At 42.1% G+C, this 21,555-nt stretch carries 22 protein-coding genes; 12 read left to right on the plus strand and 10 right to left on the minus strand.

Annotation, left to right across the window (positions count from 1 at the left end; translation table 11 throughout):
- Window positions 1-39: 39 nt before the first annotated feature.
- Window positions 40-1,020, plus strand: coding sequence for a LuxE/PaaK family acyltransferase (locus KJK34_RS09160; RefSeq protein ID WP_223053556.1), 981 nt, complete (start codon window positions 40-42; stop codon window positions 1,018-1,020).
- Window positions 1,021-1,063: 43 nt separating this feature from the next.
- On the opposite strand, the gene tyrS is transcribed toward KJK34_RS09160, so the two are convergent.
- Window positions 1,064-2,368 carry a tyrosine--tRNA ligase gene (tyrS, locus tag KJK34_RS09165; RefSeq protein ID WP_223053557.1) on the minus strand — a complete coding sequence of 435 codons (1,305 nt, stop codon included), beginning with the start codon at window positions 2,366-2,368 and terminating at the stop codon, window positions 1,064-1,066.
- Between the two features lie 101 nt (window positions 2,369-2,469).
- Here tyrS and KJK34_RS09170 point away from each other — a divergent pair, with 101 nt between their 5' ends.
- Entirely contained in the window at window positions 2,470-3,486 is a 1,017-nt protein-coding gene (locus KJK34_RS09170; protein WP_223053558.1) for an NAD-dependent epimerase/dehydratase family protein, read from the plus strand.
- A 9-nt stretch (window positions 3,487-3,495) separates the two neighbouring features.
- Here KJK34_RS09170 and KJK34_RS09175 read toward each other — a convergent pair whose 3' ends face one another.
- Genes KJK34_RS09175 through KJK34_RS09185 form a run of 3 tightly spaced genes read right to left on the minus strand, consistent with a single transcriptional unit; the run spans window position 3,496 to window position 6,004 of the window.
- Complete coding sequence (locus tag KJK34_RS09175; protein WP_223053559.1) at window positions 3,496-3,930, minus strand: DUF4296 domain-containing protein; 435 nt, start codon at window positions 3,928-3,930, stop codon at window positions 3,496-3,498.
- A 4-nt stretch (window positions 3,931-3,934) separates the two neighbouring features.
- A complete protein-coding gene (locus KJK34_RS09180; RefSeq protein WP_223053560.1) occupies window positions 3,935-5,275 on the minus strand; it encodes a dihydroorotase in 1,341 nt (446 codons plus the stop codon).
- 6 nt (window positions 5,276-5,281) lie between these two features.
- The gene (locus KJK34_RS09185; RefSeq protein ID WP_223053561.1) at window positions 5,282-6,004 is read right to left on the minus strand and encodes a polyprenol monophosphomannose synthase; all 723 of its coding nucleotides are present in this window, start codon (window positions 6,002-6,004) and stop codon (window positions 5,282-5,284) included.
- A gap of 104 nt (window positions 6,005-6,108) precedes the next feature.
- Here KJK34_RS09185 and KJK34_RS09190 point away from each other — a divergent pair, with 104 nt between their 5' ends.
- Window positions 6,109-6,774, plus strand: a complete 666-nt coding sequence (locus KJK34_RS09190) for a DUF4271 domain-containing protein (RefSeq protein WP_223053562.1) — start codon at window positions 6,109-6,111, stop codon at window positions 6,772-6,774.
- A 19-nt stretch (window positions 6,775-6,793) separates the two neighbouring features.
- Window positions 6,794-7,543 carry a uroporphyrinogen-III synthase gene (locus KJK34_RS09195; RefSeq protein ID WP_223053563.1) on the plus strand — a complete coding sequence of 250 codons (750 nt, stop codon included), beginning with the start codon at window positions 6,794-6,796 and terminating at the stop codon, window positions 7,541-7,543.
- Between the two features lie 160 nt (window positions 7,544-7,703).
- Here the strand turns inward: KJK34_RS09195 and pckA are convergent, their stop codons facing one another.
- A complete protein-coding gene (gene pckA / locus KJK34_RS09200; protein ID WP_223053600.1) occupies window positions 7,704-9,305 on the minus strand; it encodes a phosphoenolpyruvate carboxykinase (ATP) in 1,602 nt (533 codons plus the stop codon).
- 79 nt (window positions 9,306-9,384) lie between these two features.
- Window positions 9,385-9,771, minus strand: a complete 387-nt coding sequence (locus KJK34_RS09205; RefSeq protein WP_223053564.1) for a DUF423 domain-containing protein — start codon at window positions 9,769-9,771, stop codon at window positions 9,385-9,387.
- A 97-nt stretch (window positions 9,772-9,868) separates the two neighbouring features.
- On the opposite strand from KJK34_RS09205, the gene KJK34_RS09210 reads away from it, so the two are divergent.
- Together KJK34_RS09210 and KJK34_RS09215 are read left to right on the plus strand one after the other, a co-directional pair.
- The gene (locus tag KJK34_RS09210) at window positions 9,869-11,239 is read left to right on the plus strand and encodes a saccharopine dehydrogenase family protein (protein WP_223053565.1); all 1,371 of its coding nucleotides are present in this window, start codon (window positions 9,869-9,871) and stop codon (window positions 11,237-11,239) included.
- Between the two features lie 270 nt (window positions 11,240-11,509).
- Window positions 11,510-11,980 (plus strand): Lrp/AsnC family transcriptional regulator, encoded by a 471-nt coding sequence (locus tag KJK34_RS09215; RefSeq protein WP_223053566.1) that lies wholly within the window; start codon window positions 11,510-11,512, stop codon window positions 11,978-11,980.
- Between the two features lie 103 nt (window positions 11,981-12,083).
- Here KJK34_RS09215 and KJK34_RS09220 read toward each other — a convergent pair whose 3' ends face one another.
- The 3 genes from KJK34_RS09220 to KJK34_RS09230 all read right to left on the minus strand — a co-directional run bounded on the left by KJK34_RS09220 (window position 12,084) and on the right by KJK34_RS09230 (window position 16,789).
- The gene (locus KJK34_RS09220) at window positions 12,084-12,782 is read right to left on the minus strand and encodes a zinc metallopeptidase (RefSeq protein ID WP_223053567.1); all 699 of its coding nucleotides are present in this window, start codon (window positions 12,780-12,782) and stop codon (window positions 12,084-12,086) included.
- Between the two features lie 94 nt (window positions 12,783-12,876).
- Window positions 12,877-13,557: a hypothetical protein gene (locus KJK34_RS09225; RefSeq protein WP_223053568.1), complete on the minus strand. Its 681-nt coding sequence runs from the start codon at window positions 13,555-13,557 to the stop codon at window positions 12,877-12,879.
- Between the two features lie 160 nt (window positions 13,558-13,717).
- Window positions 13,718-16,789, minus strand: a complete 3,072-nt coding sequence (locus KJK34_RS09230) for a leucine--tRNA ligase (protein WP_223053569.1) — start codon at window positions 16,787-16,789, stop codon at window positions 13,718-13,720.
- Between the two features lie 148 nt (window positions 16,790-16,937).
- On the opposite strand from KJK34_RS09230, the gene KJK34_RS09235 reads away from it, so the two are divergent.
- The 6 genes from KJK34_RS09235 to KJK34_RS09260 are packed head-to-tail and all read left to right on the plus strand — an operon-like array spanning window position 16,938 to window position 20,919.
- Window positions 16,938-17,810, plus strand: a complete 873-nt coding sequence (locus KJK34_RS09235) for a cell division protein FtsX (RefSeq protein ID WP_223053570.1) — start codon at window positions 16,938-16,940, stop codon at window positions 17,808-17,810.
- A gap of 57 nt (window positions 17,811-17,867) precedes the next feature.
- Window positions 17,868-18,176, plus strand: coding sequence for a DUF3098 domain-containing protein (locus KJK34_RS09240; RefSeq protein WP_223053571.1), 309 nt, complete (start codon window positions 17,868-17,870; stop codon window positions 18,174-18,176).
- A 6-nt stretch (window positions 18,177-18,182) separates the two neighbouring features.
- Window positions 18,183-18,995, plus strand: coding sequence for an undecaprenyl-diphosphate phosphatase (locus KJK34_RS09245; RefSeq protein ID WP_223053572.1), 813 nt, complete (start codon window positions 18,183-18,185; stop codon window positions 18,993-18,995).
- Between the two features lie 8 nt (window positions 18,996-19,003).
- Window positions 19,004-19,696: a tRNA pseudouridine(55) synthase TruB gene (gene truB / locus KJK34_RS09250; protein WP_223053573.1), complete on the plus strand. Its 693-nt coding sequence runs from the start codon at window positions 19,004-19,006 to the stop codon at window positions 19,694-19,696.
- On the plus strand, window positions 19,680-20,282 hold the full coding sequence (locus tag KJK34_RS09255) for a hypothetical protein (protein WP_223053574.1): 603 nt from the start codon (window positions 19,680-19,682) through the stop codon (window positions 20,280-20,282). Before truB ends, KJK34_RS09255 begins: the two co-directional genes overlap by 17 nt.
- A 1-nt stretch (window position 20,283) precedes the next feature.
- Window positions 20,284-20,919, plus strand: coding sequence for a YiiX/YebB-like N1pC/P60 family cysteine hydrolase (locus tag KJK34_RS09260; RefSeq protein ID WP_223053575.1), 636 nt, complete (start codon window positions 20,284-20,286; stop codon window positions 20,917-20,919).
- On the opposite strand, the gene KJK34_RS09265 is transcribed toward KJK34_RS09260, so the two are convergent.
- A complete protein-coding gene (locus KJK34_RS09265) occupies window positions 20,916-21,527 on the minus strand; it encodes a thioredoxin family protein (protein ID WP_223053576.1) in 612 nt (203 codons plus the stop codon). The two genes, KJK34_RS09260 and KJK34_RS09265, sit on opposite strands and share 4 nt — an antisense overlap.
- Window positions 21,528-21,555 lie beyond the last annotated feature (28 nt).

Here is a 21,555-nt window from a genome sequence, read left to right on the forward strand (position 1 = left end):
AGCGGTGCTTTTTTATTTTATACCTTTGCAAAAAAAGCCTTGGTTACAGCCGACGATATATTTAATATTTCATCCAAAAAGCAGTTTGATAAAATTGCACTAAAGGTTTTCAGGCAGCAGTTTGACAACAACAGCGTGTACAGGGAGTTTTGCCTACTGCTGAAAAAAGACAAGCAAAACGTAAAGTCGGTGCAGGATATACCCTTTTTACCCATACAATTTTTTAAATCGCACGCGGTATTAAACTCAGAAGAACCTGTACAAACTACATTTACCAGCAGCGGCACAACAGGCATGGTTACCAGTAGCCATCACGTAACAAATCTTAGTTTATATGAGCAAAGCTTCAGGCAGGCTTTTTCGCAATTTTACGGCAACATAGAAGACTACGCCATACTGGCCTTGCTCCCCTCCTATTTAGAACGCGAAGGTTCATCGCTAATCTATATGGTGCGCGACCTAATAGAAAGTTCGTGCAACCCGCACAGTGGCTTTTACCTCAATAATTATAATGAACTTATAAAGAAGCTGACAGAATTAGATGCTTCAGGGCAAAATGTGCTCCTGATTGGCGTTACCTATGCACTGCTCGACCTTATCGAAATGCAGCAGTTCAGCCTTAAGAATACCATAATTATGGAAACCGGCGGCATGAAGGGCAAACGCCGTGAAATAATCCGCGAAGAGCTGCACAAGCTACTTTGCAGCGGATTTGGCGTGAACGAAATACATTCGGAATATGGCATGACCGAACTGTTGAGCCAGGCTTACTCTTTAGGGAATGGCATATTTGAATGCCCGCCCTGGATGGATGTCCTGATACGCGACACCGAAGATGCACTAACCTACATTGACTATGGTAAAACAGGCGGCATAAATGTGATAGACCTTGCCAACCTTAACTCCTGCGCATTTATTGCCACACAGGATTTAGGAAAAAAATATGCCAACCAGTCATTTGAAGTGCTGGGCAGGTTTGACAACTCCGATATCCGGGGATGTAACCTTATGGTGATGTAAATTAAAGCGGCTGTGTGATTCACAGCCGCTTTAATTATGATTATTACTTAACGGTAATAACATAGTTCTTTTTCTTGCCGTGTTGTATAAACAGGTACTTACCAAACAAAAAGTCAGCTTCGCTAAGCTCGTACTTATCGTTTATCTTCTCCCGGTTTACAGATACGGCATTAGCCGTTAACGCCTTGCGCGCCTCTCCCCTTGATGGGAAAATAGCGGCGGTATCAGCAAGTATTTCTATAATACCGGCTGCATTGCCAAGCTGTTCTTTTGTAACCTCAGCATGAAAGAATTCGCCGAAAATATCATTAAAAACCTTTTCTCCTTTTGCTATAAGCTCCTCTTTGGTAAAGTTAGAAAAGGCAAATTCAGATGTTTTTATTGCTTCATCCAGTTCCTCTTTACTATGCACAAAAGCAGTAACCTCTTCCGCAAGCCTCTTTTGCAGTTTCCTAAGGTGTGGTTCCTGCCTGTGCTCCTCAATAAGCGCTTCAATCGTTTCCTTGTCAAGAAATGTAAATATCTTTATATACTTTTCGGCATCCTCATCAGATGTATTCAGCCAAAACTGGTAAAACTTATATACCGAGGTCTTATCAGAGTCAAGCCACACATTACCACCTTCAGATTTACCGAATTTAGAACCGTCTGCTTTGGTAATAAGCGGGCAGGTCATCGCAAAAGCTTCTTTATCGCCTTCTTCGGTGTTCATCCTCCTTATAAGCTCGGTACCGGTAGTAATGTTGCCCCATTGGTCACTTCCGCCAAGCTGCAGCTTAGCGCCAAAATTTTTATGCAGGTGGTAAAAGTCATAACCCTGTATCAGCTGGTAGGTAAACTCGGTAAAGCTCATACCGCTTCCTGCTTCGCCTGTAAGGCGTTTTTTTACCGAATCCTTAGCCATCATATAGTTTACGGTTATACGCTTGCCCACATCGCGCGCAAAGCCTATAAACGAAAACTCTTTCATCCAGTCGTAGTTATTAACCAGTACCGGGGCATTTTTTTCATCAGAATTAAAATCAAGAAAACGGCTAAGCACGCGTTTAATACCGGCAACATTTTTCTCTAATGCCGCTTCATCTAAAAGGTTTCTTTCATCCGACTTTCCTGATGGGTCACCAATCATTCCGGTAGCGCCCCCCACAAGCGCTATGGGCTTGTGCCCGCACTTGTACAGATGAACCAGTATAATGATAGGCACAAGGCTGCCAATGTGCAGGGAGTCAGAAGTTGGGTCGAACCCTATATAAGCAGTAGTCATTTCCTTATTGAGTTGTTCTTCTGTTCCCGGCATAATATCGTGCACCATGCCCCTCCATCTTAATTCTTCTGTAAAATTTTTCATCCTTATTGTTATTGAACCACAAAAATACAAACTTGAGTTTATATGCATTAAAAAAAGTGAACAACCCGCTATATTAATGCTGTAACCGCTATTTTTGTACTATGATATTAGTAACCGGCGGAACAGGCTTAGTAGGTGCCCACCTGCTGCTTCAGCTTACTGAAAGCAGTACGATGCCTGTACGTGCTTTGTACCGCACAGATGCCGGTAAAGCAAAAACCCGCAACCTGTTTATCAATTATGATAAGGAAGCTTTATTTGAAAAAATAAACTGGGTACAGGGAGATATTACTGATATACCATCGCTTGAGGAAGCATTTGCGGGTGTAACCTATGTGTACCATTGTGCCGCACTGATATCGTATGACCCTGCCGATGAGGAACTTCTGCGTAAAGTTAATATTGAGGGGACTGCCAATATTGTAAACTTAGCGCTTGCTTATGGCTGCCTGAAACTTTGCCACGTCAGTACTATTGCTGCACTGGGCGACCTTAAGGAGGGAGAAACCATAATTACAGAAGAAACGGAATGGAACCCCGAAGTAAAGCACAGCGACTATGGTATAAGTAAGCATGGTGCGGAGATGGAAGTATGGCGTGGCCTGCAGGAAGGCTTGCAAACGGTTATGGTAAATCCGGCGCTTATTTTTGGTTATGGGTTCTGGAACCAGGGCAGCGGTACAATTTTTAAAGCTATACATGAAGGCCATTACTTTTATACAAAAGGTAACTGTGGCGTTATAGCGGCAGAGGATGTTGCAACTGTTATGATACAGCTGATGCAGAGCGGGATTAGCGGCGAGAAATATACCCTCTTAGCAGATCACATGCCTATTAAAGAACTTTTTGGCACCATTGCCGACGGCATGGGCAAAAGGAGGCCGCCTGTAAAAGCATCAAGGCTTATGACATCTGTTGCGTGGCGGATTGATTGGCTTATTTCTAAATTATTAAGACGTAAAAGGGTTATAACACGTTTTGTTGCACGCGTATCGCACAATAAAACATACTACAGCACAGAGAAAATTAACAGCACACTACAACTTAATTTTAAAGAGCCTAAGGCTTATATAAAGGAGTTAGCGGCACAGTATGCAAAGGCAAAAAACAAAGTATAGTAATACTAATTATTGCGCTTCTCCTTCAGCTTTTTCCTGATTTTCCAAACCCATTTTTTTCATTGCATTAGGGCCAAGCTGCTTGTTAAGCTCTGTTTTTAAAGTATCTTTTTTATCTTCAAAAGCTGCTTTTTCTTTATTAACCCTGTCTGTTACCTTTTTATGGATACGGTCATACTTGTCAAGGTCAGATGCATAATAGGTATTATTTTGCGCAAAGGTGGCGCTGTCAATTTTATACTTTTGATAAATATAATCGGTAGTGCTCACATTATTATCCAACAGGTACTTAGGCTGGTGGGCGCGCATAGCCTGCAAAACGGTAATATCATATAATATATTAGCCATTTCGTCTTCGCTTAGCAGGCGTTCAGGCTTTTCCGCGCCGTCGCCGCAGGAAGCCATGCAAAACAAACCAAGTAATAATACTGCTGCCTTTTTCATATAACTACCTGTCAAAAAGCAAACGTTCCCCGCAGCGCAGGTCTTTTACTTTAAAGTTATTATAAACCAGTTGCCCGTTTACAAATGTGTGGGTTATCCTCGATTTAAAGTTAGTGCCTTCAAACGGAGACCAGCCGCATTTATACAGGATATTTTCTTTCTTAACATTCCACGGCAGCCCCGGGTTCACTATAGCAAGGTCGGCATAGTAACCCTCGCGGATAAAGCCCCTCTTTTCTATTTTGAAAAGCTTCGCCGGGTTGTGCGCCATTTTTTCTACGATTTTCTCTATTGATATCTTACCCTGGTGATAGGCTTCAAACATTGCCACTACAGCATGCTGTACCAAAGGCCCGCCTGATGGTGAGCTTGTATAAGGATTGTTCTTTTCTTCAAGTGTGTGTGGTGCATGGTCGGTGGCTATAACATCTATACGGTCATCAAGCAGCGCCTTCCATAATGCATCGCGGTCAGCTTCTGTTTTCACTGCCGGGTTCCACTTTATAAGGGAGCCTTTCTTTTCATAATCGGCATCGGTAAACCAAAGGTGGTGGATACATACCTCGGCTGTAATTTTCTTTTCCTCTAACGGAATTTTATTGGTAAAAAGCTCTAATTCTTTAGCGGTAGAAACATGAAAAACGTGCAGCCTTGCTCCTGTTTTCTTGGCAAGTGCTACCGCACGGGATGATGAAAGATAGCAGGCCTCTGTACTCCTTATCAGCGGATGGTACTTTACGGGTATATTATCTCCGTATTCCGCTTTATATTTTTCAAGGTTTTCCCTTACTGTTGCCTCATCTTCGCAGTGGGCAGCTATAAGCATATCTGTATTGGAAAAAATCTTTTCAAGTACCTTTTCATCATCCACCAGCATATTACCTGTAGATGAACCTAAAAACAGCTTAATACCAGCAACATTTTTAGGATTGGTTTTAAGCAACTCGTCAAGGTTGTCGTTAGTGCCCCCCATCATGAATGAATAGTTGGCATAAGATACCTCTGCCGCCCTTTGGTATTTTTCTTCTAAAAGTTCCTGTGTTACGGCATTGGGCACCGTGTTGGGCTGTTCTATAAATGATGTAATACCGCCGGCTACCGCAGCTCGCGATTCGGTTTCTATAGTGCCTTTATGGGTTAGCCCCGGTTCACGGAAATGAACCTGGTCATCTATAGCACCGGGAATAAGGTAATTACCCTCGGCATCTATAATTTTACTGTCAGACGATTTGGGGCTTATGCTTTCGCCAATCTCCTTGATTATTTTATCTTCAATTAAAACATCGCCCTCAACAATGGTTCCTTCATTTACAATCCTGGCATTCTTGATTAAAATCCTGTTCATGTTGTTTTAAAGCCGGTTAAGCATTTTTTTTATTCTAAGCGCCACTACGCCGGTTATGGCTTCTTTTATAATGGCATTACTCATTTTAGATTCACCTTTGGTGCGGTCTGTAAAAATTATAGGTACTTCTACAATTACAAAACCGTTAGCATAGGCACGGTACTTCATTTCTATCTGAAAAGCATACCCTACAAATTTAATCTTATTTAGGTTTATAGTTTCTAAAACTTTACGTTTATAACAAATAAATCCTGCTGTGGCATCGTGTATTTTCATTCCCGTTACCAGCTTAACATATACAGAGGCATAATACGAAAGCAACACCCTGCTAAGCGGCCAGTTCACCACATTTACACCCCTGCTGTAGCGTGACCCTATTGCCATATCGGCGCCGTTTCTGCATGCTGCATAAAGTTTTTCAAGATCTGCCGGGTTGTGCGAAAAATCGGCATCCATTTCAAAGATGTACTCATACCTTCCTGCAATGGCCCATTTAAAACCATGCACATAAGCAGTACCAAGCCCTGATTTGCCCGGCCTGACTTCGAGGTGCAGCCTCTCGCCAAACTCCTGTTGCAGCTCTTTTACACGGCCGGCGGTACCATCGGGCGAGTTATCATCTACTATTAAAACATCAAATGGGGTGCTAAGCGAAAAAACTGCCCTGATAATGGCATCTATATTTTCAATTTCGTTATACGTTGGGATTATAACAATGCCATCGCTCATTAGTAACCGTGAATTTTGGTGCAAAAATAATGCATTTCTAACGTGAGTTTCATAATTAAATTATAATAAAATTTTTCATGCTGAAATTTAAGTAATTTTGCGCCATGGGAGATATGGTATTATATGAGCGTTTAACCGCAGGCAAAGACTGGGCAACAGTTTTGTTTGTTGTATGCTTTATACTTATTGCCATTAATAAAACCGTTTTTGAGGGCCGCTTTGCCGAGTTTATCAAACTGGCATATTCTGACAAATATATAAAGATATATAAAGACAGCGGCAATATGCTAAGTGGCTTTACCATTTCTTTCTTTATTGTGCAGCTCATATCGTTCACTTTTTTGGCGCAGTTCCTGCTGAGCTACTATGGGCTTGCTGAAAAAACAAGCTGGATATCGTTTATACAGATATTAACTTTTATAGCTGTATTTATCCTGTCTAAGTACCTGATAGAAAAAATTATAGCCACCTCTTTTAATATAGAGGAGTTTAACGAAATGTTTAACCTGCACAAAGTGAATTACCGGGCTTATATTGGTTTTTTGCTGCTGCCGGTAAATATTATATTATTTTACAATAAAGAGCCGCTTCCGGTTGTACTGTACAGTATATTAGGACTTATTCTTGCTGGGACTATTGTTACCTACCTCTTTTCATTAAGGTTGTATCAAAATTTGATACTCGGCAAATTGTTCTATTTTATTTTGTATCTTTGCACTCTCGAAATAGCACCCTATTATTTCATGTATTATTGGTTTACCAAACAGTAAGTAAAACAACATATCAACTATGAAAGTGAAAACAATTTTGGTTTCACAACCGGAACCTAAAGTAGAAAATTCACCGTACTTTGAAATACAACACAAACTAAAAGTAAAGGTAGATTTCAGGCCATTTATCCATGTAGAGGGTGTAAGCGCAAAAGAGGTAAGAGCCCAAAAGATTGACCTAAACAATTTTACAGCCATAATACTTACCAGCAAGAACTCTATAGACCATTTTTTCCGTGTAGCTGAAGAAATGCGCTATAAAGTACCTGAAACCATGAAATATTTTTGCCAGAGCGAAGCTGTTGCTTTTTACCTGCAAAAGTATGTAGTGTACCGTAAAAGGAAAATTTATGTGGGGCAGAAGGAATTTGCCGATCTTTCCCCGCTTATAAAAAAGTATAAGGATGAAAAGTTCCTGCTTCCGGCATCTGACCAGCTTAATGACGATGTTCCGCAAACGCTTAATGCGCTAAAGGTAAACTGGACACCCGGTATTTTTTATCGCACGGTTATGAGCGACCTGAGCGATCTTAAGGATGTATATTATGATGTACTGGCGTTTTTTAGCCCTACCGGGATAAAATCGTTATTTAAAAACTTCCCTGAGTTTAAGCAGAATGATACCCGTATAGCCGTTTTTGGCAGTACAACCCAAAAAGAAGCGTTAGACCACGGACTGCGTATTGATATCATGGCGCCAACGCCCGATACCCCAAGCATGACAATGGCGCTTGAAAAGTATATACAGGAGGTTAACAAAGCCAAATAAAGACTTCATCACTACATTACTGAAAAAATAGTAAGCTGCCCCCTAAGGGCAGCTTTTTTTTATTGCTGTAACGGAATTTTATATCATCTTGAAAGATATATAAAATGAAAAACCGCCCTTGGCAAAAGGACGGTTTTCCGCATCTATTCTAAAATCACATTTATGCCAGTGGGGCACCTGCAAGAATTTCTTCATTCGCAAATTCCTCAAACTTGGCAAAATTTTTCCTGAATGCCGCAGCAAGTTCGTGCGCTTTGGCATCATAGGCTTCTTTATCTTCCCACGTATTACGCGGATTAAGTACTTCTGACGGAACGTTAGGGCAGCTTTGTGGCTTGGCAAGGCCAAAAACCTCATGCGTAGTATAATCTACATTATCAAGCTCGCCATTAAGGGCTGCTGTAATCATGGCCCTTGTATATTTAAGCTTCATCCTGCTTCCGGTGCCATAAGGGCCACCAGTCCAGCCGGTATTTACAAGCCATACATTAACGCCTGCATCCTTCATTTTTTTGCTAAGCATCTCTGCATACTTTGTTGGGTGCAGCGGCATGAAAGGCGCACCAAAACAAGCAGAGAAGTTAGGCTGAGGCTCGTTTACACCTGCTTCTGTACCGGCAACTTTTGCAGTATAGCCTGATATGAAGTGGTAAGCTGCCTGGCCCGGGGTAAGTTTGCTTATCGGAGGCAGTACACCAAATGCATCAGCCGTTAAGAAGAAAATGTTTTTAGGGTTTTTACCTATAGAACCCGGCTGAATGTTATCTATGTGGTAAATAGGATAACTTACCCTTGTATTTTGTGTAATTGAAATATCTTCATAATCTACCACATTGCTGCCTTCTTCAAAAATTACGTTTTCAAGTATGGCACCTCTTTTAATTGCGTGGTAAATATCCGGTTCGTTCTCCTCGGTAAGGTTTATAACTTTTGCATAGCAACCGCCTTCAAAGTTAAACACAGTATTTTCATTCGTCCACCCGTGCTCATCGTCACCAATGAGTTTACGGTCAGGATCGGCAGAAAGCGTTGTCTTACCTGTACCTGAAAGTCCGAAGAAAATTGCCGTATCGCCATCTTCGCCCACATTGGCGCTGCAGTGCATCGGCAAAGTGTTTTCATATACAGGCAATATAAAGTTAAGTGCAGAAAAAATACCTTTTTTCATTTCACCTGTATAACCTGTACCGCCTATTAGTGCAATTTTCCTTGTAAAATCAAGTATTGCGAAATTGCTTTGACGCGTACCATCTACAGCCGGGTCTGCTTTAAAGCCCGGTGCGCACACTACATGCCAGTCGGCAGAAAAATCTTCAAGTTCAGAATCTTCCGGACGAAGGAACATATTGTAGCAGAATAGGTTGCTCCATGGGTACTCTGTTACCACTCTTACATTTAGCCTGTAATTAGGGTCGGCACACACATAGCTGTCACGAACATAAAGTTCTTTTCCTGACAGGTAGTCAGTAACTTTATTATATAGTGCTTCAAATTTATCGCTGTCAAAAGGGAGGTTTATATTGCCCCACCATACTTTGTCTTCAGTAATGCTGTCTTTTACAATAAAACGGTCCTGGGGCGACCTTCCTGTAAACTCTCCGGTATTAACCGCAAGCGCCCCTGTAGAACTCTCAACCCCCATACCCTTCTCTATAGTTATATCATGAAGCTCATCAGGAGACAGTTGATATTTTACAGTAGCGTTCTTAATTCCCATGTTTTCCAACGAAATCGTTTTCGTGAAAAGGCCGTAATTCTCCATAACTTTAAGATTAAGTTGCATTGTTTTAAAGGGCAAATGTAAAAAATAAATTTTTAAATTATAGTGAATTGCAAATTATTTATCCTTTTCGTTTCATTAAGTTCAATAACAACAGCGCCCACGCCGCAATTAATAAAAATCCTCCAATGGGAGTGATGAAACCAATGGTTCTGAAATCGAAAGAAAAAAGTGTATTGCAAGCTAAAAAATAGATAGATCCCGAAAAGAACAGCACTCCGGTAACAACAAGTATAAAAATATATTTTTTAACCTTTTTGGTCGCAAAATTAGTAGTACCTACAAACAGCAGGAACAGCGCATGGTACATCTGATATTTAACACCTGTTTCAAAAGTCGCAACAGCTTCCGGCTCAATAAGTTTTTTAAGCCCGTGGGCGCCAAATGCACCCAGTACAATTGCCACCAATCCTAAAACAGCAGCGGTTATTAAAATTTTTCTTTCCATTTTATTCAAAAATATACTGTAAAATTAAAAACTTTACAGAACTTTACAGCACAAATATTTAACAAATCATTACATTCGTGTTATAAAATAAAACATTATGAGGCATGTTTTAATTATTGGCGCAGGCCGCTCGGCTTCGTCTTTAATAGAATACCTGTTACAAAAAGCAGAACCTGAAAACCTGCATATAACCATTGGCGACCTTTCTGTAGAACTTGCTTCACGCAAAACAAAAGGGCACCCAAGGGCAACACCGGTAGCTTTTGATATTTTTAATGAAGAGCAGCGCAACAATTATATAAGCAATGCCGATATTGTAATCTCTATGCTGCCGGCTCACCTGCACTATGAAGTGGCGAAGGACTGCATTAAGCACAAAAAGAACATGGTTACCGCCTCATACATTAGCCCGGCCATGATGGATCTTGATGAGCAGGTAAAAGAAAACGGGCTTATTTTTATGAACGAAATTGGCCTTGACCCTGGTATTGACCACATGAGCGCTATGAAGGTACTTGATGAAATAAGGGATAAAGGCGGCAAAGTGTTGTTGTTTGAATCTTTTTGCGGTGGGCTTGTAGCTCCCGAAAGCGATAATAACCTCTGGAATTATAAATTTACGTGGAATCCCCGCAATGTGGTACTCGCCGGGCAGGGTGGCGCAGCCAAATTTATACAGGAAGGCAACTATAAGTATATACCTTACAACAAACTATTCCGCCGCACAGAATTTATGGAGGTGGAGGGCTTCGGCAGGTTTGAAGGCTACGCCAACCGCGACTCATTAAAATACCGCAGCGTGTACGGGCTTGATGATGCCCTAACGCTGTACAGGGGCACATTAAGAAGAGTGGGCTACTCTAAAGCGTGGAATATGTTTGTGCAGCTTGGCATGACAGATGACACATATATTATGGAAAACTCAGAAAATATGAGTTACCGTGACTTTACCAATGCTTTCCTGCCGTACCACCCTACTGATTCTGTTGAACTAAAGCTGAGGCATATACTTAAAATAGACCAGGACGACATACAGTGGGATAAGCTTATGGAGCTAGATATTTTTAACGCTTCTAAAAAAGTAGGATTAAGAAATGCTACACCTGCACAAATACTGGAGAAGATATTATCTGACAAATGGACGCTTAGCCCTGACGACAAGGACATGATTGTAATGTACCATAAATTCGGTTATGAGCTTAACGGCAAAAAACAACAGATAGATTCTACTATGGTGTGTATAGGTGAAGACCAGACTTATACCGCAATGGCTAAAACCGTAGGTTTACCGGTTGCCATGGCCGCCTTACAGATACTAAACGGCAACATTACACTTAAAGGCGTACAGTTACCTATTTATAAAGAAATATATGAGCCAATATTAAAAGAGCTTGAAGAATTCGGGGTTGTGTTTAACGAAAAGCATGTGCCATATATGGGGTATAACCCTAATAATGTTGCAAGCTAAGCCCCGCATAACTAACTCAACTAACTATGTAACCTCCCGCACGTTGCGGGAGGTTTTTTATCACAGGTAGTTATACCTGCTTATCAAAATCAGGTAATTATACGCTTATGAGTACAAATGTAACGAACTACTTTAGCAATGTAAATCAACTACACCTTTTTTACATACACCTTTACATCTATGCCGCCCGCACGGGCGGCTTCTTCTATATAGCTGCTCAAATTACAATATCACATATAAATACATTATTTTTGTATAAAGCTGTAACCTATGAAACTAAATTCCTTTCAGATTGAAATAGACGGCATCGATAAAGAGATACTCCGCAACCTGATGGAGGATGCCCGCAAGCCTATTTTGCAGATAGCTTCTAAAATTGGTATTTCAGGTGCAGCCATACACCAAAGGCTGCGCAAGCTGGAGCAGGCAGGTGTAATCTCCGGCTCAAAATTCATTGTAAATAATAAGGTATTAGGCTACAGTACTATGGCGTTTGTGGGCATTTACCTTGACAAAGCGTCGAGCAATGCAGAAACGGTAAAAGAGCTGCGAAAAATACCCGAAGTACTGGAATGCCACTACACCACCGGGAACTGGTCTATACTCATAAAGATTATTTGCCGTGACAACGAACACCTGATGCAGCTACTTAACACGCGCATACAGCCTATTGACGGAGTTTCGCGTACTGAAACGTTTATATCACTCGATCAGCAGATCGAACGGCAGATACAATTGTAAATTCAGAAATCAGAACTTTAGATAAAACTGCTAAGAATCTATATCTTTAACCTCGCATCAGTATTATATTCTAACTTCTGAATTTTACTTTCTAATTTCAGAATTAATCCCTCCTGCCAAATACAAGGAATGCAAAATAAAGCAGGTTGGCAAGCGCACCAAGTGCCGCTACAACATAAGTACGGGCAGCCCATTTAAGCGAATCTTCCGCGCCGCTGTATTCCTGGCTTGTAAGCATATTATTCCGTTTTAACCACTTCAGTGCCCTGTTGCTGGCGTCATACTCCACCGGAAGCGTAATAAAACTGAAGAGCGTTGCAATAGCCATCATGGCAAGGCCCAGTATAGCAATGTAATACCCGAAACCAATATTGGATGCCGCACCTAATACAAGCCCGCCAATAATAAGCATACCCGATAGCCTTGAAGATATACTCACTACAGGAACCATCTTGCTGCGAAACTGCAACATACTGTATGCCGTAGCATGCTGAACGGCATGCCCTACCTCGTGGGCGGCAACGGCTGCTGCTGCGGCATTGCGCTGATTATAAACGGCTTCACTAAGGTTAACGGTTTTATCAACGGGGTTGTAATGGTCAGTAAGCCTGCCCGGTGTAGAAATAACCTTAACATCATAAATACCATTATCATTCAGCATTTGCTGTGCTATCTCTGCGCCACTCATGCCGTTGCGCAAATGCACCTTGCTGTAATGATTAAATTTAGATTGCAGCCTGCTGCTTACAATGAAACTTACCAGTGCAATTGCACCTAGTAATATAAAATATCCTATTCCCATTTTAATATTTGTTTTTAAAGGATATACATCAAAATTAAAGCCAATCTTTGCAGACTGGCTTTAGGTGTATATTTTGTCATGAATGCTTTAGTGGTTACAGCACAAAAATAAGTTTAGCGTAAAAACGGCCCTGCCCATTTTCTTTAACGGTATTTGCCACATCGGCTACTTCGCTGTCCCAGCTGCCGCTTAATACTGCCCACTGATAACCCATATTTAATCTTAACGGGAATGATGATTTTTGAAAAGCCGCAACCGATATTGACGGACCTACAAATAACTGCTCGTTGCCCAGGCTGATATGGCCTGTATGGAAAGCAGGGTTAAGATTATTAAGGTCTATTTCGGTGCCGCGCCTGTAAAGGTCGAAAGTATTGGTAGTATAAGAAATGTCAGCACCGGTACCTATATAAAAACCGTTACCCCTTAAAGGTATGTACTGCGGCCTTAATGTTAAACCTGCCACAGCACCCCTCACCCTGTCGGTACTTGTTTTCTTATCATAATAATTGGTATTGAACTCAAAATCAAACATGATTTTTTCCCATGTCACGTTGTAACCGAAACCGGCCTCGAACATAGCATCCGGCAACTGCGGCATGCCCGAAGCTTCAAGTTTGTCATTAATTTCGTAGTCATTCATAGTCCCAACACCAAACGCTACATAAAAGCGTTTGCTGATTGGTTCTCCCGATTCTGTTGCAGCTGAATCTGTTTCTTGTGCAAATGCCGAAAATGATGCAAGGCATACTGCTGTAAGTAAGATTTTTTTCATGTTGATTTTGTTTTAATTGTTATTTTTTGATTAATGATTTGATTTCAGATAACCAAACGCTGTGCCAAAAAATTCGCGTTAAATATGTTAATTAAAAAACCAAAAAACGATATGTTGATTTTCAGCAACATATCGTTTAAATAATTTTATCTTGTTAAAATTACATTACAATATTGATGATCTTGCCGGGAACGATAATTACTTTTTTAGGCGCTTTGCCCTCCAGTTGCTGCACGGTGCGCTCATCTGCAAGTATCAGCTGCTGCATTTCGTCCTGTGGCATATCCAGCGGCAGCTCTATCTTAAACCTCATCTTGCCGTTAAAAGAAACTGGATATTCCTTACTGCTCTCAACAAGGTACTCAGGCTTAAATATAGGGAACGGCACTTTGCTTATACTGCCCTGGTGTCCCAGCCTGTGCCATAGCTCCTCGGCAATGTGCGGAGCATAAGGCGATATTATAACCGCAAGCGGCTCTAATATTAAACGCTCATGGCAATTAATAGCCGTTAGTTCGTTTACTGCTATCATGAAAGAACTTACCGAGGTATTAAAAGAAAAGTTCTCAATATCATCCTGAACCTTCTTGATAGTGCGGTGCAGTATCTTGTATGCCTCGGCAGAGGCAGGATTACTGTTTACAATAAGCCCCTTATCGTCAAAGTACAACTTCCATAATTTTTTCAGGAAACCGCTAACGCCGGTAATCCCGGCGGTATTCCAGGGCTTTGCCTGCTCCAGCGGGCCTAAGAACATTTCATATAAACGCAGGGTGTCCGCACCATACTGTTCGCATATATCATCAGGCGTTACTACATTATATTTTGATTTCGACATTTTCTCTACTTCGCGGCTTACGATATAATTACCGTTATCTTCTGTAATAAAACGCGCTGTGTTATACTCACTCCTCCAGTTCCTGAAACCGTCCATATCAAGCTCGTCAGAAGCATTTACAAGGCTTACGTCTGCATGAATACTTCTCACAGTCGCCTCGCCAAACTCAAGCTCAACCTTACGGTAGGTTTTTATAGCTTTAGAAGCAAAAATATCGTTCAGCAGTAAATTCTTTACTTTTTTCTTTACCTCTTCGGTATTATATTTATCTGCCAATGACTTAGACAGGTAAACCGTAAAGCTGCCTTCGGTACTGTCGTTCATGCCAGTAAAGTTTACATCTTCTATAGTGCAGCTATAATTGTAAACGGCTTCATGCACAAAAGCGCTTGTGCCAAGTATCATCCCCTGGTTGATGAGCTTTTTAAACGGCTCCTCGCTGTTGATGTATCCCCTGTCTTTTAAAAACTTATTCCAGAAACGGCTGTATAGCAAGTGTCCGGTAGCGTGTTCGCTGCCGCCTATATATAAATCAACATTTTGCCAGTAGGCCTCATGCTCAGGAGAAACAAACTGTTCCTTATTGAACGGATCCATATAGCGCAGCCAGTACCATGAGCTGCCTGCCCATCCGGGCATCGTGTTAAGCTCCAGCGGGAAAATATAATCAGCCTCCCCCGCCTCCAAAGGTGGAGATGACACACTGTTTGTTTTAGTGTTCCAGTACCAATCTTTAGCATTACCCAGCGGTGGCTGCCCGTCTTCGGTTGGCAGGTATTTTTCTACTTCCGGCAGGCGCACAGGCAAATGCTCTGTGGCTATCATTTGCGGCAGCCCGTTTACGTAATACACCGGGAACGGCTCGCCCCAGTAACGCTGGCGGCTGAACACCGCATCGCGAAGGCGGTAGTTGGTTTTACCCTTGCCCCTGCCTATATCTTCAAGGTTTTTAATAACCGCTTTGGTAGCTTCTTTGTAAGACATGCCATCCAGAAAATCTGAATTAATAAGCGTAAACCCTTCTTTGGCAGAGAATGCTTCTTCAGCAATTATCTCGTCAGGGTTCTCCCCTTTTGGGGGTTGGGGGGCAAAAATATTCTTTATGGGGATATTAAAATGCTTTGCAAAATCATAATCGCGCTGGTCACCCGCCGGCACAGCCATAACAGCCCCCGTGCCATAGCCCGCCAGAACATAGTCACCTATCCAAACCGGTATGGGTTCTTTGGTAAACGGATGCTCGGCATAAGCCCCTGTAAACACACCTGATATGGTTTTTACATCGGCCATACGGTCGCGCTCACTGCGTTTTGCCGTTGCTTCTATATATTGTTCTACAGCCGCTTTTTGTTCCGGTGTGGTTATCTTAGGCACAAGGTCATGCTCGGGCGCAAGTGTCATAAACGTTACCCCGAAAATAGTATCAGGCCTTGTGGTAAATACTTCTATTTCATAATCGCCAGTATCATCTCCGGTAAGAAAGTACTCCACCATATCTTTTTCAGATGTGGGCTGTTTCACCTTAAAGGTAACTGATGCACCAACCGATTTACCAATCCAGTTGCGCTGGCTTTCTTTTAACGATTCTGTCCAGTCTATTGTTTCAAGCCCTGCGAGCAGGCGCTCGGCGTAGGCCGAAATACGCATACTCCATTGCGTCATCTTTTTACGGATAACCGGATGCCCTCCCCTTTCCGAAACGCCGTTTACTATTTCATCATTTGCCAGTACAGTACCCAGTGCAGGGCACCAGTTCACCTCGGTTTCGGCAAGGTAGGTAAGCCTGTACTGTAAAAGTATGCGCTCCTGCTTTTCTTTATTGTAGCCGTTCCAGTCTTCGGCAGTAAAAACAGCTATGTTATCATCGCTCACCGCATTAACGGCAGCATTGCCTTCTTTTTCAAAAATAGCTATAAGCGTGCAAATGCTTTCTGCTTTATCAGCATCTTTATTGTACCATGAGTTGAAGAGTTGTATAAAAATCCACTGCGTCCATTTGTAATACTCGGGACTGCTGGTACGCACCTCCCTGTCCCAGTCGAACGAAAAGCCTATTTTATCAAGCTGTTCGCGGTAGCGGTTAATGTTAGCTTCGGTAGTTATGGCAGGGTGCTGCCCGGTTTGTATGGCATACTGCTCTGCCGGAAGGCCAAAGCTGTCATACCCCTGCGGGTGCAGCACATTATAACCCTGGTGGCGCTTGTAGCGCGCATATATATCAGAGGCTATGTAGCCTAGCGGGTGCCCCACGTGCAGCCCTGCGCCGGACGGGTACGGAAACATATCCAGTACATAATATTTAGGCTTATCTGATAAATCATCAGCCATAAATGTTTTGTTCTCTGCCCAGTACTTTTGCCAGCGGGCCTCAATTTCGTTGGGGTTGTATTTCATGCTCTGATAGAAAAGTTGTAAGTAGTAAAGTTTTAAAAGTCCTGTTAACCCGCAAATTTACGCTTATTGTACGAAAGTCAAAACTTTGCCCGTTATAAACTATGTTTAACAAATTTCTTTATTATTTTTACCGCTTAAAACCAATCCTATGGCATCATCTTTTGAGAAATTCCAAAAAAGGCGGCTAATTTCTTCCTATTTTTCTGTAATACTCAGCATTTTTATCGTGCTTACCCTTCTTGGGGCATTAGGATTATTTGTTATTAATACCGAAAAGATATCGGGCTATGTAAAAGAGAACATACCCATGACGGTATATTTTAAGCGCGAGGCTACCGACAGCACTATGCAGGCATTTGGCGAGCAGCTTAAAAATTCACCGTTTATAAAAGATTTTAAATACGTATCTAAAGAAGAAGCGGCAGAAAACAACAGGGATATTATGGGCGACTATGAAACCCTGCTTGACAGCAACCCGCTAATGAACTCTTATGACCTGCACCTTAAAGGCGGTTATGTACAGAACGACAGCATTAAGAATATAGAGGTACAGTTCCGTTCTAACCCTATGGTGGGTGATATTACCTATGATATGGTGCTGGTTGAGATGGCAAACGAGAACATTAAAGTTATATCATTCTGGATACTGGTTATAAGCGGAGTGCTGGCGTTTGTATCGATGCTTTTAATAAACAGTTCGCTTCGCCTTTCTATATACAACCACCGCTTTACTATTAAAACAATGCAGATGGTGGGCGCTACCAAATCTTTTATCCGCAGGCCGTTTGTATGGAGGGGCATTAAACTTGGGCTTATAGGCTCGCTGCTGGCAATAGGCGCATTAATTTGGCTTGTGTACTACCTTGATGAGGCTTTCCCTGTGCTTAATATATGGGAAGACTGGGTGCCTACCGCAATAGTGTTTGCCGGGGTGCTGGCCTTTGGTATTATCATAGCTGCAATAAGTACCTTTTTTGCTACACAAAGGTTCCTGAACCTGAGAACAGACGACTTGTATTAGCCCCCCAACCCCGAAGTGGGAACAACTTTAAACCTGAAACTTTAAACTTGAGATAAAGTGAAAAACAATAACGAAATAAAAACGCATTTCCTTTTTGAAAAGGTTAACTACAAAATATTATTGATAGGGCTTGCCGTTATAGCGCTTGGTTTTATACTTATGGCAGGCGGCGGCAGTGACGACCCCAACGTATTCAGCCCTGATATTTTTAATTTCAGGAGGATAAGGCTTGCGCCTACTGTTGTGCTTATTGGTTTTGGCGTTACCATATATGCCATATTTAAAAACCCTGCGCCAAAAGCAACCGCTAACACAAACGAAACCACTTTTCCTGAAGAAAAGCCAATTAAGAACTTTAAAAAATAATTATAAATGGATTTTTTCCAGGCCGTAATACTTGCCATAATAGAAGGGCTTACAGAATATCTGCCCATATCCTCTACCGCACATATGATTTTTGCCAGCTCATACTACGGCATACAAGAAGATGATTATGTTAAACTGTTTCAGGTTTCCATACAATTCGGGGCTATACTGGCAGTAGTGGCTTTATACTGGAAAAAGTTTTTTGACTTTACCCGTATTAACTTCTACCTCAAACTGGCTATGGCGGTAATACCAGCGCTGGTACTGGGCCTGCTGTTTAACGATCTGATAGAAGAAGCACTGGAGCAGCCTATACCTATTGCAATCGTACTGATAGTCGGTGGCGTGATCTTACTATTTATAGAAAACCTCTTTAAGAACCCGCAGCCTATTACAACCGAAGAGCAGATAACCAATAAAAAAGCAATAACTATAGGCCTTTGGCAGTGCCTTGCCATGATGCCCGGCACCAGCCGCTCGGCAGCCTCTATAATTGGGGGTATGCAACAGGGGCTTACCCGCGAAAATGCTGCTGAGTTTTCTTTTTTCCTCGCTGTGCCCACCATGGCAGCAGCAACCATCTATTCGGTGTTCATTAAAACATATGAGAATACAGGTAAAAAAGGCTATGAGCTTTTAACGGAGTCCTCAGACACGCTTACCATGTTTTTTATAGGCAACGTTGTTGCTTTTATCGTTGCTATTATAGCAATTAAAGGCTTTATTGGGCTCATCAAAAAATATGGCTTTAAGCCTTGGGGCTGGTACCGCATTATTGCAGGTGCATTACTGCTTGCCTACTTTATAACTTACAAATAATTGCCGTTTTGCCTACACCTGAAGAATTTACAGAAGGAAAAGTACTGCTTATAGACAAACCATTGCACTGGAGTTCCTTTCAGGCGGTTAATAAAATTAAGTGGAGCCTTAAAAAACATTTAGGGCTAAAAAAGATAAAGGTAGGCCACGCAGGGACACTCGACCCACTTGCCAGCGGACTGCTTATAATATGCACCGGCAAGTTTACCAAGCGCATACCCGAACTGCAGGGAATGGTGAAAGAATATACCGGCACTTTTCATGTTGGCGCCACAACACCATCTTACGACCTTGAAACAGAGGTTAACCAAACTTTTGATACAGCCCACATTACTGAAGCGCTTATTCACGAAACAACTAATCAATTTACAGGCGAGATAGACCAGAAGCCTCCTGTGTTTTCTGCCATAAAAAAAGACGGGAAGCGGTTGTATGAACATGCCCGAAAAGGCGAAGAAGTAGAAATTGCTTACCGCAAGGTTACCATACACGAGTTCGAAATTACCCGCGTTGCCCTTCCCGAAATAGATTTCAGGGTAGTGTGCAGCAAAGGGACATACATACGCTCACTTGCCCATGATTTTGGGCAGGCAATGCAGTCGGGTGCACACCTTACTGCTTTAAGACGTACCAAAATAGGCGACTTTAACGTTATCAATGCCATAAGCCCTCAAGCTTTTGAAGATGAAGTTACACCTTAAAATATTCTTCGGCCTGTTGTTCTGCCTTTGCTGCGGTACGCTCTCAGCGCAAAGCAAAAAGAATAAGACAGTTTATATAACAAGGATAGACCCAGAAGACAAAACACCTGCTGAGCAAATATGGTTCAGGCACGTTTCGCTATCTGTACCGTTGCGGGCAAACCCTTACGAAGATTCTGAATATAATACCGACGGAACACAATTAGATGACCTTTTCATCCCCGACGGAATAAGTGCGCATCTCGGCTATGGCATACACTATAAGTCAAGGGTTGGCTTTTCATTAAATACAGGGATTGACTATACGAACTATCTGCGGCTGGTAAACGTTCCGGTATATGGCAGCCTTATGCTTAACCCGCATATTACAGACGAAAGTTCTATAATAATACAGGGCGGTTACGGCTATTCTTTTGCTTTGGGCAGGGGCAGCCTAAGCGGTACTTACCAAAAATACCGCCTCGGGCTCGGTTTTGATGACAGCATTGTAGTTTATTTAGAGGTGAATGCCAGCAACTTTTCTGTTCACGGATATAATACTGCCGCTAACTTTTGTATCGGGCTTATAGCTTTAGATTTTTTATAGTATGAAAACAGCAATACTCGCATTTTTTATAGTTTTAAGCAGCTTTTCGCAGAACATCAGCACTCAGGATTTAAAAGACGGTGACCTTATTTTTCAGGATATGGACTGCGGCCCGCTTTGCGATGCCATTGAGGCTGTTACTGAAGGCTATAAAGGAAATGACTTCAGCCACATGGGATTGGTGTATCATCGTAACGACACATTGTACATTATAGAAGCAGCGGGCAAAGCGGTAAGGCTTACACGTTTTGAACTGTTTGCAAAAAACACAGCTAAGCCTATGTATGTAGGCAGGGTTAAAAAACAATATGCTCAACTGCTGCCCGAAGCAATACGTTTTTCATTAAAACAGCTTGGCGTGCCTTATGATGATGAATATGTTTATGACAACGGCAGCTATTATTGCTCAGAGCTTATTTATGATGCCTTTTTATATGCCAATATGGGTAAGCCATTTTTTAAACTTTACCCCATGACCTATAAGCAACCGGGCACTGATACGTTTTTTCCGGCATGGGTAACCTACTATAATACTATCAATAAAAAAATACCGGAAGGAGAACCCGGGTGTAACCCCGGCGGCATTTCCCTTTCCGGTAATATAGATATTATAGGCACATTGCCTGCAAGTAATTAAAACCTTTTCTCTATCAGCTCTGCAAGCTGCGCTATTTCCAGCATGGTACTGTGTCCCTTATCGTTAAGGTACCACTTTTGCAGCTCTGTTTTTGCCGTTTCGTCTATCTTGCCGTGTGCGGCTTTATAATCGGCAATTAGTTGGGCAGCACCTGCCGGCCTTGGCCCCCAGCTTTCAAATACCGCATTGGTTTCGGTATCAACAATCAAGAGTTTAGGTATAGAGCGTGCCCCTTTGGTCAGGAATTTATCCATCAGCTCTGGGTTTTCATCTCGCAATACAATACGCAGCTCGGTTAGTTCGTTCTCATCTGCCATTTTTTTTATGATAGGCAGCAGTTGTGCAGCATCACCACACCAGCCTTCGCTTATCACCAGCCAGATGTAACTGCCTTTAACCGCTTTAAGGCGTTCCTGCACTTCGGGCAGTATCTTTATGGTTTTATCAAGGCGGTTCATGCGCACCTCGTTAAGCGAGCTGTAATGGGTAAGGTCTTCACTTTGTGTATGCCCCGTGCTTAGCCCCTGCAGCAGAAGGTGCGATATGTGGTTGCGGTATTCTGTATAAGAATAGCTTTTTTCTAAAGCCGATGCAATTATTTCTTCCATAGTATATTAGTGTTTGCTACTACAAAAT

It is taken from the genome of Flavobacterium coralii, assembly GCF_019891545.1.
Lineage (GTDB): Bacteria > Bacteroidota > Bacteroidia > Flavobacteriales > Flavobacteriaceae > Flavobacterium > Flavobacterium coralii.